At 71.0% G+C, this 12,213-nt stretch carries 10 protein-coding genes; 8 read left to right on the top strand and 2 right to left on the bottom strand.

The window, feature by feature from the left end; genetic code table 11:
* Positions 1 to 164: 164 nt before the first annotated feature.
* The 3 genes from ACWFRU_RS29650 (at position 165) to ACWFRU_RS29640 (ending at position 3,825) form a co-directional block, all read left to right on the top strand.
* A complete protein-coding gene (locus ACWFRU_RS29650) occupies positions 165 to 836 on the top strand; it encodes a response regulator transcription factor (protein ID WP_453691174.1) in 672 nt (223 codons plus the stop codon).
* Positions 837 to 1,054: 218 nt separating this feature from the next.
* The gene (locus ACWFRU_RS29645; protein ID WP_453691173.1) at positions 1,055 to 1,732 is read left to right on the top strand and encodes a DUF4255 domain-containing protein; all 678 of its coding nucleotides are present in this window, start codon (positions 1,055 to 1,057) and stop codon (positions 1,730 to 1,732) included.
* Complete coding sequence (locus tag ACWFRU_RS29640; RefSeq protein WP_453691172.1) at positions 1,729 to 3,825, top strand: ATP-binding protein; 2,097 nt, start codon at positions 1,729 to 1,731, stop codon at positions 3,823 to 3,825. The genes ACWFRU_RS29645 and ACWFRU_RS29640 overlap by 4 nt, the downstream gene beginning before the upstream one ends.
* A 3-nt stretch (positions 3,826 to 3,828) precedes the next feature.
* On the opposite strand, the gene ACWFRU_RS29635 is transcribed toward ACWFRU_RS29640, so the two are convergent.
* Entirely contained in the window at positions 3,829 to 5,226 is a 1,398-nt protein-coding gene (locus ACWFRU_RS29635; RefSeq protein ID WP_453691171.1) for a hydrolase, read from the bottom strand.
* Between the two features lie 395 nt (positions 5,227 to 5,621).
* On the opposite strand from ACWFRU_RS29635, the gene ACWFRU_RS29630 reads away from it, so the two are divergent.
* Positions 5,622 to 8,027 (top strand): hypothetical protein, encoded by a 2,406-nt coding sequence (locus ACWFRU_RS29630; RefSeq protein ID WP_453691170.1) that lies wholly within the window; start codon positions 5,622 to 5,624, stop codon positions 8,025 to 8,027.
* A gap of 73 nt (positions 8,028 to 8,100) precedes the next feature.
* Here ACWFRU_RS29630 and ACWFRU_RS29625 read toward each other — a convergent pair whose 3' ends face one another.
* Positions 8,101 to 8,736: an eCIS core domain-containing protein gene (locus ACWFRU_RS29625; protein ID WP_453691169.1), complete on the bottom strand. Its 636-nt coding sequence runs from the start codon at positions 8,734 to 8,736 to the stop codon at positions 8,101 to 8,103.
* A 217-nt stretch (positions 8,737 to 8,953) separates the two neighbouring features.
* Here ACWFRU_RS29625 and ACWFRU_RS29620 point away from each other — a divergent pair, with 217 nt between their 5' ends.
* The 4 genes from ACWFRU_RS29620 (at position 8,954) to ACWFRU_RS29605 (ending at position 11,740) form a co-directional block, all read left to right on the top strand.
* On the top strand, positions 8,954 to 10,549 hold the full coding sequence (locus tag ACWFRU_RS29620) for a phage tail sheath subtilisin-like domain-containing protein (RefSeq protein WP_453691168.1): 1,596 nt from the start codon (positions 8,954 to 8,956) through the stop codon (positions 10,547 to 10,549).
* 86 nt (positions 10,550 to 10,635) lie between these two features.
* The gene (locus ACWFRU_RS29615; RefSeq protein ID WP_361195981.1) at positions 10,636 to 11,079 is read left to right on the top strand and encodes a phage tail protein; all 444 of its coding nucleotides are present in this window, start codon (positions 10,636 to 10,638) and stop codon (positions 11,077 to 11,079) included.
* A complete protein-coding gene (locus tag ACWFRU_RS29610; RefSeq protein ID WP_453691167.1) occupies positions 11,079 to 11,585 on the top strand; it encodes a hypothetical protein in 507 nt (168 codons plus the stop codon). The genes ACWFRU_RS29615 and ACWFRU_RS29610 overlap by 1 nt, the downstream gene beginning before the upstream one ends.
* Positions 11,582 to 11,740, top strand: coding sequence for a DUF6760 family protein (locus ACWFRU_RS29605; RefSeq protein ID WP_361195977.1), 159 nt, complete (start codon positions 11,582 to 11,584; stop codon positions 11,738 to 11,740). The genes ACWFRU_RS29610 and ACWFRU_RS29605 overlap by 4 nt, the downstream gene beginning before the upstream one ends.
* Positions 11,741 to 12,213: the final 473 nt, after the last annotated feature.

Genomic DNA, 12,213 nt, shown 5'->3' with positions numbered 1-12,213 from the left:
GGTTGCCTCCATTACACATTCCCTTGTTCCGTCCCCCCCCCCGGGGCGCCGCGGCCCCGCCCTTCGGGGGGCGGCGGCGCCCGGGCCTTTCGGGCTTCCGCGAGTAACCCGCGCTGCTTTCGGAAGCCCTCCGCCGCCGTAGTCCCAGACGTAAGGAAGACCGCGTGTCCAGCTCGTCCCCGGCCTCCCCGGCCTCGTCCTCTCCCTCCGCCTTACCGTCGACCACCCGGGTGCGGGTCACCGTCAGCACCCCCGACCCGATCAGCCGCGAGGGGGTCCTCAGCCAGTTGCGCCGCCACCCGGAGGTCGAACTGCAAGCCGACTCCGGCTCCGCCACGGTGGCCTTGCTCATCGAGGACACCCTCGACGAGGCCGCCCTGACCCGGCTGAGGCGAGCCGTGCGCGCCGAGGGGGTACGTGCCGTGCTCGTCGCGGGCACGGTCAGGGAGCAAGAGCTCCTGGAGGTCATCGAGTGCGGCGTGGGCGCCATCGTCTGGCGCCACGAAGCAACCGCCGAACGCCTGGTCCAGGCGGTGCTGACCACCGCCAGGGGCGGCGGAGACCTGCCCGCGGACCTGCTGGGCCAACTCATGGGCCGGGTCGGGCGCCTGCGCCGGGGCGGGACCGATCTGCCGGGGTCCTTCCTGAGCTTCACCAAGCGCGAGGTGGACGTGGTGGCGCTGGTGGCGGAGGGGTTCGACACCTCGGAGATCGCCATGAAGCTGTCGTACTCCGAACGGACCGTCAAGAACGTCATGCACGGTCTGACCACACGCCTGAACCTGCGCAACCGGGCACACGTGGTGGCCTACGCCCTGCGGGAGGGCTACATCTGATCCATCTGACTCGGCTGACCCATCTGAGTCAGCCGGGCCACCTGACCGCACGGGCTCCCCACGCGGCCCTTTGAGGCAGCAAGCCCTGCCCCGCCGTCATCCCCGACGTACCTGCCGCCAGGTCAGGCCCGGGGAGCACGATCGGTGGCAGGGCTGTCATCGGCCGGCGAGGAAGCGAACGGCCGGTGGGGGAGCGAACCGCAGGTGGGAGCGCAAGAGTGATCCATGAGGTGGACGAGGTGCTCAAGGGCCTCATCGGCGGCGGGGCACTGTCCGGGTCCGACATCGACGTGTCCTTCGACGTGCCCACGCGCGACTGGGCTGCCCGGCGCAACGCCCCGGTGGTCAATGCCTACCTGTACGACATCCGGGAGGATGTCTCCCTGCGTCAGCGTGGCCACACCGGTCTGCGCGACGAGCGTGACATCGTCGTCCGGCGTCGCCGTCCCCCGCGCTGGTTCCGGCTCTCCTACCTGGTGACGGCCTGGACCAAGACGCCCCAGGACGAACACCGGCTGCTGTCAGCCGTGTTGGCGACCCTGCTGCCGCACGAGCTGCTGGCCGCCGAGGCGCTGCCGGAGGCGCTCGGGCGCCTTGGCCTGTCGATTCCGGTGACGGTCTCCGGCAGTCAGTCCGAGGCCAGGTCCCTCGCCGACATCTGGTCCGCCCTCGGCGGCGAACTCAAGCCCTCCCTGGATCTCACGGTGACCGTGCCGTTCCCGGCGTACCCCGACTACGACGCGGGCCCGCCGGTCACCGAGGGGGCGACGGTCCGGCTGCGCGCCGCCGACGGCGGTCCGCCCCGGTCGGCTGATCGTTCCCACCGGCCCCGCCAGGTGGCGGCCGCCCGTGCCACCCATGAGGAGGCGGCAGCCCGCCGCAGGGAGCAGCCATGAGCACCTCGTCCCTGGAAGAAGATCGCTTCCCCGCTGCCGCCCGTACGGGGGACGCCGACGCCACGGGGTCTGCCCCCTTTCTGCTCGAACGGCTGGCCGGGCTACGGCAGATGGTGAGCGCCCTCGTCGAGGCGCGCTCCGCCGGTGACCCCACCGCGAGCGATCCGCTGCGCGGTCTGTACTTGCCCGAGGGGGCCGTGCGCCGTCTGCTGCACGACTGGCCCCGCACGGTGCCGGAGGCGGACCTCCGGGCGCCGGGCTCACCCGTCCCCTGGCCGCAAGGAGCCGACGAGCACGCAGGAGCCGAGGACCCCGGCGGGCTCGGCGACCCCGACGACCAACTGGCCCGCCTCGCCGCCCGGTTGCGCCTGACCGAGCTGGACGCGGCCGTCCTGCTGATCGCCCTGGCCCCCGACCTGGACCGCACGTTCGAGCCGCTGTACGGCTACCTGAACGACGACGTGAGCCGCCGCCGCGCCACCGTGGGACTGGCCCTGGAGCTGTGCGCGATACCCGCGCACCGGCCGGAGGCCCGCGCCCGCTTCCACCTCGCTGCGCCGCTGCGTGCCCTTGGACTGCTGACGGTCGAGGACGCCGAACGGCCGCTGCTCACCCGCTCCTTGCGGGTGCCCGACCGGCTCACCGCCCACCTGCTGGGAGACCCCACCCCCGACGCCGTGCTGTCGCGTCTGCTGCGGCCGATGCCTGCCCCGCAGCCCGGCTTCACGCCGGACGGGGGCTTCGTACGGCAGCTCGCTGCCCGGCTCAAAGCGGGGCCCTGCACCGCCTATCTGCAAGAACGCCGCGAGGGTGACGCGTTGCCCGCCCTCGCCTCCGCCCTGCACGCGGCGGGCCTCGACGCACTGCGCTTCTCCGGTCCCGCGGACCACCTGCCCGAGCTTTTGCGCGAGGCGCGCCTCAGCGGCCGCGCCGTCGTCGTGACCGGCCTGCCCGACCAACCGGGCCAGATGGTGGCCGCGTTGGCCTCCGCCACGGACGTGACCGTGCTCCTGGCCGACCCCCGGCCGTACGACCCGCAGTGGTCCGCGCACGATCCACTGGTGCTCCACGCGCCCCGGCTTCCGGCCGGGGGCACGGCGGCATGGCGGACCGCGCTGGGTCCGGCCGCCGACACATTCGACCTGGCCGCCACCGTGGCCCCGTACCGCCTCGGTGGTGAGCGCATCGGACGTGCCGCGCTGGCCGCCGCCGCGCTCGCCGACTTCGACGGGACCCCGCTCTCCGCCGCCCACGTGCGGCTCGCCGCGCGGCAGCAGTCGGCCTCGGGCCTCGAACAGCACGCCCGCCGGATCCGGCCCGCCGTGACGTGGCAGGACCTGGTCCTGCCACGGGCGCCCCTCACCCAGCTCCAGGAACTGGCCCTGCGCGCCCGCCACCGCGACCGTGTGCTGGGCGACTGGCGCCTCAGTGCGGGCGGCGGTCGGGGACGAGGGGTCCTGGGACTGTTCGCGGGGGAGTCGGGCACCGGCAAGACGCTGTCCGCCGAAGTGGTCGCCGCCGACCTGGGGGTGGACCTCTATGTGGTCCAGCTCTCCTCGATCGTGGACAAGTACGTCGGTGAGACCGAGAAGAACCTGGAGCGGATCTTCACGGAGGCCGACCGCACGGACGCCGTGCTCCTCTTCGACGAGGCCGACGCCGTCTTCGGCAAGCGCTCCGAGGTCAAGGACTCCCACGACCGGTACGCCAACATGGAGAGCGCCTACCTGCTGCAGCGTCTGGAGTCCTTCGACGGCATCGCGCTGCTCACCACCAATCTGCGCGCCAACATCGACGACGCGTTCACCCGCCGCCTGGACCTGGTCGTCGACTTTCCCTTCCCGAACGAGGGGCAGCGCCTGGCGCTGTGGCGCCACGGTCTGAAGCACGTCCCCCACGCCGAGGGCGTCGAACTCGGCCCGCTGGCGAAGGACTTCGAGCTGGCAGGCGGCTCCATCCGCAGTGCGGTGGTCACCGCCGCCTACCTCGCGGCCGGCCGGGACGAACCGGTCGGTGCGGGCGACCTCCTGGAGGGCGCCCGCCGCGAGTACCGCAAGGCGGGCCGGCTCGTCCCGGGCGAAGCGAACTGGTGACCGTCACACGGTGAAGCGCACCGCCTCGAGCTGCTTGTACTGCTCGATCGGGCTCCCGTGGTACTTCCAGCCGCCGGGGTCGGTGCACACCTCGCCCATCCACTGCTCGTCCTTCACCCGGGCGTCACTGCACACAGAGCCGTCGACGACCATGAAGGTGTAGCCCTCCAGTGCGGGGTCGGCGCTCTTCGAACTGCCGAAGTACAGGTTCTTCCCGTCCTGCTCCTCCGACCACGGGATCTCCTTGCGCCATCCTTCGCCCACCCAGGCGCCGGTGCCGCGGACGCCGGCGGTGTTGACCACCGCGATGTTCAGGGCCTTGATGGGCGTGCCCTTGCCGACCGTGCCGGCCTCGGCCCCGTCGCACACGGGGTCCTGCCAGCCCTTGCCCGCGACGAAGGCGCGGTAGCAGATGTGGCGGCCCTCGCTGCGCTCGGCGAGCTTGCGCACCGCGTCGGCCGCGGTCTCCTTCTTGGGCTTCGGGGGCTTCTCGCCCCCGCCTCCGCCGCCCCCACCGCCGCCGTCCGAGCCGCCGCCACCGGGCTTTTCCTCCGGCGGCTTCGGCTTGTCCTCGGGCTCGGGCGGCGCGCTGCTGATGGGAGGGGGCGGACTGGACGGCGCGATCTTGCCGGCCTCCACCGGCTTCTCCCGCGCGACGCTCTTCACCTGCGGCTTGTACGTCAGCCAGATCACCACGAAGGCGATCGCCACCGCGAGGAGCAGGCCGAAGGTGGTGGCGAGCCAGCCCGGCAGGATCCCGCGCTGAACGAAGGTGCCGTCCACGTCCATCGGCTCGGTTCCGGAGCGCCGTACGGCAAGGGTGTAGGGCTGCTCCTGCTTCGACCCGAACCAGGTGATCTGCCGGGGCCGCAGTGTCGTCTTCACGAACGAGGCCCGGCCCGGCTCGATCTGGATGTTGCTGGGCTGCAGGTCGTAGGAGAGCCGGTCGCCGGTGTCGCTGCCGCTGAGCGAGGCGGTGACCTTGGTGTTGCCGAGGTTGTCCACCGCCAGGCGCGGCCGTCCCCGAAACCGCCCCTTGACCGTCGGCGGCACCAGCTCGGCGCGCACCTCGGTGAAGGGCGTGATGGTGAGGTTGCCCTCGGGGACGGTGACGGCGTCGGGGTGTTCGGTCGGCGTGATCCGCACCGCGTACGGGTTGGGTCCTGCGGTCGCGTCCGGCGTGCGCGGCGGCGCGAACGTCAGCTCCACGGTGCCGGTCGTGCCCGGATACAGGCGCAGCGACGGCGGCTCCACCGTGGTCCAGGGCGCGAGGGCACCGACGGGTTCGAAGCGGTACTCGTCGACGATGTCACCGGTGTTGCGCACCTTCAGCCGCACCGTGGTGCTGCTGCCGGGATCGACGGTCGCGGAGGCGGGTTCCAGGGAAGTCCATAGGCTCACGCCACGACGCTAGGAGAGCCCGCGCGGAACGTCAGGAGGACGCCGGGCAGACCTGGTTGCCTGGAAGGGCAGCATCAAGGCCACCCCCGTGACACCGACCGGCCCTCCCGCTCCCGGCGTCCCCCGCCGCGCCGAACCGGTCTGTCCTTCGGGGCACTTGGGTCTGCCCGCGAAGCCGCCCGCAGGGCCATGCGCCGTGCGCGGCGGCCACGGGATCATGGCGGCGACTCCGGCCGACGTAGGAGGCGTTCATGCGGCAGCGGCAGGTCGGCTCACGCGGGCACGACGGAAACGACTCAGGGGCGGCCCACGGGGAGCGACAGCATCGGCCGGGCCGGTCCCCGTCCCCTGCGCCGTACGCGGCCGGTGGACTTACTCCCGCCTCCTTGCAGGCCATGCCCGCCACGCTGCAGGCCATGCCCGCCACGCTGCAGGCCATGCAGGACTCGGTCGGCAACGCGGCCGTCAGCCAGGCGCTCGGCGCGAACCCCGCGTCCGCCTCCTACTCCGTACAGCGCATGGAGGCAGGAGGCCACGGCGGCGCGGGCGCGGGTGCGTACCCCGCGGCCGCGCCGGAGGCCCTGACTCCCCAGCAGGCCATGGACGGCATCTCGGAGCTGGTGGACGCGCCGCCGATGGTGAACTACGGCGCCCGGCGCCAAGGCCGGGCCCACGACGAGTTCTGGATGCGCTTTCCCCGCTTCAAACCGGGCGAGGAAGCCGAGGAAACCCTGTCGGAGACCAGTGCCCTGCTCTTCGACAGCATGAAGGGCGCCCAGGAGCAGGCGAAGGCGGAGGAGCCGGAGGGCGCCGCCGAGGACGCCAACAACCGCGAGGTCCAAGGCATGCTGATCAACGATCGGCTGGTGTTCGCCTCGAACTTCAACTCCTCGATCGACACTCTCGTACGCCGGGGGAAGAAGGACTTCAAACAGGACCCCACCCTGCAGCAACTGCTGACGTACCGGCAGAGCGACGCAGGGCGCAAACGGGGACTGCACGGCTACGAGGCCGAGAACCTCCAGGAGAAACTGGCGAGCTTCCAGCGGAAGAACGACGCGATCTTCAGCGGGCAGCGCGGCGCGGGGGAGCAGGGGCGGGGGCAGGATGCCACCGCTCTGGCGCTGCAGGCGAAGGTCAACGCGCCGGTCATCGTCGTGAACGTCGAGGACCCGGGCCTGCACACCATGCTCACCGACAGAAAGTACGAGGGCCGGGTGTTCCTGGTCCGCTTCGCGGAACTGGACCCCAGGGCCAAGAAGACCGGCAAGCACAAGGGCGAGATGAAGCAGGAGGGGTCCGTCCACGCGGAACAGAAGCTGCTCCTCGCCCTGAGCCACGCGCGCATCAAACCTCGCCATGTCGAGGACAAACCCCTCGCCATCATGGGCAAGTACCGCCCCTGCATGGGCTGCGCCGCGGCACTGAAGTACTACCGGGAGCGGCTGGGATTCCAGAACCTGAGCTTCGACGAGAACTACGGGCATTACTTCCAGGGCTCCGTGAATTCCCTCGCCGATCACCAGCGGCACATCATGGACGAGCACTACCTGGAGAACATCAGGCAGATGGTCCAGGACGACGTCACGAGCACTCCGGCACTGATCCATGAGGCGGCCCCGGAGGGGGCCGTGCACCGCCGCGGTGGCCGCGCCCTCAAGGTCCCCGGCAAGTACGCGTCGCGACAGGCCGACGTGACACCGGTCGCCAGTGACGCCGAAATGGATGACGAGGGCACCTACACGCGCGTCGCACGTCCCCTGGAGGCGACGTGGGACGCGGAATCCGCGCACGTGGGGCTCGGAAAGGGCAAGGAGAAGCACACCGCTCCGCGCCGCAAGAACGAGGTGCTCACCGAGGAGCAGGCACAGCAGCTCCACGGCCTGTGGAACGGTTCCGGGGGCGCGCCCGCCACCAACGAGAGCCGACAGCAGGCGATCGAGATCGCCTTCGACCACTACAGGCGCGGCACGATGACCGTCGAACACATCGCGGGCGCCGTCGACATGTCCACGAGCAGATTCGGCAGCTACCTCACCCAGTACGAGAAAAGCGGCCACTGGACCCACACTCCGGAGAAGTCCAACAAGCACGAAGGTCAGGGAAGAACGAAGAAGGCCGCGCCCGACAAGCAGTTCACCAAGGGGGCCCCGCTCGACAGGGCGGGCAAGGACGCCCTCAAGGCGGCTGTCCGCGGCCTTGGGGGCAAGGACCGGGACTGGGCCAAGAAGTGGGAGAGGATCCACGACGGCAGAGATTCCGGCGAGATGCCCACCAAGGGGCTGCCCGGCGCCCTGCTCAAGACGCTCATCAAGCTCCGCGTGAGCAAGAACTACAGCGTGCCGGAGATGTCCCAGTACCTGCACACCGGTGCCAACGGCGACAAACTCCGGAAGGTCATCAACAACAACATCAAGAAACAGGAGAAGCAGGGGGCGACGCCCTCCGCGTCCGAGCCGCCCCAGGACGTCGAGATGGACGAGGCGCCCGACTATCCCGCGGCTGCCGCGTCATCGTCCATGACGTGGGCGACCACGCCCCACTCGGCGCCTGCCATGGCGGACTACTCGGGAGGTGCTTCGGCCCACTACGGGGGCGAGAGCAGTTCCGCCGCCACCCAGGTGCCGGTGACGGCACAGGACATCCCGGGCTTCACAACCTACTTCGATGCGTACTCACAGCCGTTTTACATCGAGGACGAGACAGGCCATCACTACATCTTCGCCGGGGGCCGCATGGTCCGGATGCAGATGAGCGGCGATGACGACGTCCAGATGAGCGGCGCCGGCGGATCTTACTGACCGATCGGGCAGGCGCCCGATGTTGGTCGTGCCGGACGGCGCCCCGGGTCACCACCGGGGCGCGCCGCCCCGCTCAGGCGTCGTCCTGCTCCACCGGAGCCGGAGCGGGGCGCCCCGGCAACGACAGGTCGGGGGCCCCGCCCTGGGCGACCTTCTTGCCGTTCGAAGCGGCCTTGAGCTCGTACGGGTCGCCGGGACTCGACACCTTGGTGCCCGCGCGGTCGGCGGTTCCGGCCACGTCCCCCATCGCGTTCTGGTAGGTGTGGTCGACCTCGTGGAGCTTGATCTCGTCGCTCAGGTTCGGCTCAGCGGCCAGGATGTGCGGGCCGACGGTGAGGGCGTGGGCGCCGAACTCCCGCGCGGCCCGCTGCGCCACCGGTCCGTCGTGCCACTGCACATGGCCGAACGTCATCGGGTACACGCGCTCGGCCTTGTCCCGGATCCGCGACTCCAGCGGGCGGCTCGGCTCGGCCAGCGCGTCCGCCAGGGTCGCCTGCCGCTGCACGGCCGCATCCGTGGCCGGTGTCCCGGCGTGTCCGCAGCCGGGGCCGTGGGCGTGCTCCTCCTCGGCCAAGGCGCGCGAGACCGCCAGATTCCCGGCCAGGCCCTGCAGCCTCAGCATCCGCTCGGCCGGCGTGCGTGGCTTGTCGACCTGACCGGACGCGCGCTGACCGGCGGCCTGGTGGGGCTGTTTTCCGTGTGCGTGCACGACGTTCCCTTCGGCACGAGGCAGAGCTGACCCGCCAGCCTTGCCCGGCCGAAGCCCGCGAGGAAAGGGCCGTGGGGGCAGCCTCGCGGGCAATGTCCGTGAACTGCCCTTCAGGGCAATGACGTTGCCCGGCAACCGGCACCCGAGGACGTTCCGGCGGCGATCCGCACCGACCAGGCTGAAGGCGTCCCGTCTCGTACCCCGAGGAGAGCAGAGCATGCCGTCCTACTTGTCGCCCGGCGTCTACGTCGAGGAGGTGGCCGGCGGTTCGCGCCCGATCGAGGGGGTGGGCACCTCTGTGGCGGCCTTCGTCGGACTCGCGCCGTCCGGACCGCTGAACGAGCCCACGCTGGTGACCAACTGGACGCAGTACGTCGCCTCCTTCGGGGACTTCACCGGTGACTACTACCTGGCGCACTCCGTCTACGGCTTCTTCAACAACGGTGGATCCGCCGCGTACGTGGTCCGGGTGGGCGGCTCCGCCGAGGGTGCGGCCGCGGACGGCAGTGCTCCGGCCGCGGTGACCGGCGCGGCACCTGCCGCCGCGCTGCCCGCCGCCGAGCCGCAGCAGCTCGGCGCCTTCTCCGTGGCGGCCACGGCCCAGAGCCCGAACGGCCCGCTGAGCGTCGAGGTCGCCGATCCCGAGGGCGAGGGCCCCGCGGAGCGCTTCAAGCTGATCGTCAAGAGCGGCGACAAGCCGGTCGAGACCTTCGACGTGAGCGCCAAGAAGGGCAACAGGACGTACGTCGTCACCCACATCAAGGAGCGCTCCAAGCTCATCACCGTGACGGAGAACGCCTCCGGGGCGCAGCTCACCCGTCCGGAGAACCAGACCGTCACCCTGCCCGCGCCCGCCGCTCCGGCCCCCGTGCCCGCGCCCGTGGAACAGGACACGCCCGCACACCCCGGCCCGGCCCAGTACCTCGGTGACTCCGCCGACCGCACCGGCTTCGGCGGCCTGGAGGCCATCGACGAGATCTCCATGGTGGCCGTCCCCGACCTGATGGCCGCCTACCAGCAGGGCGCGATCGACCTGGAGTCCGTCAAGGCCGTGCAGCTCGGGCTCATCGCCCACTGCGAGCTGATGGGCGACCGCGTCGCGGTCATCGACCCCCCGCCGAGCCTGAACGCCCGTCAGATCCGGGTCTGGCGCCAGGAGACGGCCGGCTACGACTCCAAGTACGCGGCCCTGTACTACCCCTGGCTCAAGACCTTCGACCCGTCGTCGGGCAAGGCCCGCATGATGCCGCCCAGCGGCCACATCGCCGGCATCTGGGCCCGCAACGACTCCGAGCGCGGCGTGCACAAGGCGCCCGCCAACGAGGTCGTACGCGGCGCCGTCGACCTGGAGCTGCAGATCACCCGGGGCGAGCAGGACCTGCTCAACCCCATCGGCGTCAACTGCATCCGCGCCTTCCCCGGCCGCGGCATCCGCGTCTGGGGCGCACGCACCCTGGCATCGGACCCCGAGTGGCGCTACCTGAACATCCGCCGGTACTTCAACTACCTGGAGGAGTCGATCCTGATCGGCACCCAGTGGGTGGTGTTCGAGCCGAACGACCACGCGCTGTGGGCCCGGATCCGGCGCAACATCTCGGCGTTCCTGGTCACCGAGTGGCGCAACGGCGCGCTCTTCGGCCAGCGGCCCGAAGAGGCTTACTACGTCAAGTGCGACGAGGAGACCAACCCGCCGGAGTCGGTCGACCTGGGGCGGGTCGTGTGCGAGATCGGCGTCGCCCCGGTCAAGCCCGCCGAGTTCGTGATCTTCCGGCTCTCCCAGTTCTCCAGCGGCAGCGGGGAGCTGGACGAGTAGACCCCGTCCCCCTCACTGCTCCGCCCTCGTGCGCCGTTCGCCGGCGCACCGCCACGACCACGAAGCCTTAGAAGGACAGCGATTCCATGAGTCTCATGCAGGGTGACTCCCTCACATCACACAACTTCGGTCTGCAGATCGACGGCGTGATGGTCGAGTACCTCCAGGAGGTAAGCGGCCTGACCCTCGAGCAGGACATCATCGTCAGCCAGCAGAACACCGCCCAGGGCAAGATCGAGACCGCCATCCTGCCGGGCGTGCAGAAGAACGGGCAGTGCACCGTGGTGCGCGGCATGACCCAGTCATCCGCGTTCACCCAGTGGATCAACGACTCGATCACCGGCCGCATGAGCACGGCCCGCAAGAACGCCTCGATCATCATGATGGACTACGAGGACAACCCGGTGAAGCGCTACAACCTGCGCAACGCCTGGTGCAGCAAGATCGACGCCAGCAGCCTGAAGGCCGGCGAGGCCGCCGTGCTGACCGAGACCGTGACCATCGTCTTCGAAGAACTGGTCATCGAGTAATGCGCCGCAAGGCTGCCGGTACGCCGGACGGGGGCACGGCCGTCGCCGCGCCCCCGGCCCCCCAGACCGCGGCGGCGGGAGCGGAGACCCCCGCTTCGCCTCCCGCCGCCGCCCACAACGACATCGCGCCGCAGACCCTGCGCACGGAATTCCCCTTCCAACTGCCCCGCGGGTACGTGGACGAGGCGGGCACCGTGCACCGCGACGGCGTGATGCGCCTGTCGACGGCACGGGACGAACTCATCCCCCTGCGTGATGTCCGCGTCCAGGAGAACCCGGCGTACCTGTCGGTGGTGCTCCTGGGCAGGGTCATCACGCGCCTGGGCTCGCTGCCTTCGGTGCACGACGGGACGGTGGAGAACCTGTTCGCCTCCGACCTCGCGTTCCTCCAGGACTTCTACCGACAGATCAACGCCGAGGGGCACACCCGCGCCGCCGTGCAGTGCCCGCACTGCTCCGAGCCGTTCGAGGTGGAACTCGGCGGGAGCCGCCTGGGGGAATCGTGACGTACGCGACCGACCGACTGCACGAGGAGATCGCGTACGTCGCCTACCACTTCCACTGGAACCTGGAGACGATCCTGGACCTGGAACACCACGACCGCCGCCGGTACGCGGACCAGATCGCGTCCTTCGTGACGCTTGCCGGCGCGGAGGGCTGAGCGGTGGGATTCTTCGACCGGCTGCGAGGGCGGGGTGTGGGCGCTGCTGATGTCGTGGGCGATGTCAGCGGCGCAAGTGGTCGGAGTGGCGAGGGCGACGGTGATGCCGTCCCCCCGGCGGCGTCGGCCACCGCTCACCCGTCCGCTGGCGTTGCAGTAGTCCCACGCGCGTGGTCCGGGCTGCCGCCGATCCAGCGCGCCGTGCGCGACGCTGGGTCCGGCGTCGCGGACCCCGGGTTCGGCATGCGGCTGCCCACATGGCAGAACCCGTCGTTCACGGCGACGGGGTCCCGCCCCGGACTCCTGGACGAGGCGACGTCGAGCAGCCTGCCCTCCTTGGCGCCCTCCTCGTCGGGCGCGGGGCGGGGCGGCGCGGCCCCGCCCGGCCCCGGACCCGAAAAGGGCGCGGACCCCGCCCCCCGGACGCCCCCCACCCCCACCCCCCCGGCGCGCCCCCCCCCGCGGGGGGCCGG

The sequence above is a fragment of the Streptomyces sp. NPDC055099 genome, from assembly GCF_053607685.1.
Note: the sequence above shows the minus strand (reverse complement) of the source record. Positions and strands in the feature narration are given on the sequence as shown.

What these genes read in the sequence shown, in the direction of transcription:
- ACWFRU_RS29630 (WP_453691170.1), top strand. Translation starts at nt 5,622, where the DNA reads ATGCCCGCCACGCTGCAGGCCATGCCCGCCACGCTGCAGGCCATGCAG.
- ACWFRU_RS29615 (WP_361195981.1), top strand. Translation starts at nt 10,636, where the DNA reads ATGAGTCTCATGCAGGGTGACTCCCTCACATCACACAACTTCGGTCTG.
- ACWFRU_RS29620 (WP_453691168.1), top strand. Translation starts at nt 8,954, where the DNA reads ATGCCGTCCTACTTGTCGCCCGGCGTCTACGTCGAGGAGGTGGCCGGC.
- ACWFRU_RS29610 (WP_453691167.1), top strand. Translation starts at nt 11,079, where the DNA reads ATGCGCCGCAAGGCTGCCGGTACGCCGGACGGGGGCACGGCCGTCGCC.
- ACWFRU_RS29640 (WP_453691172.1), top strand. Translation starts at nt 1,729, where the DNA reads ATGAGCACCTCGTCCCTGGAAGAAGATCGCTTCCCCGCTGCCGCCCGT.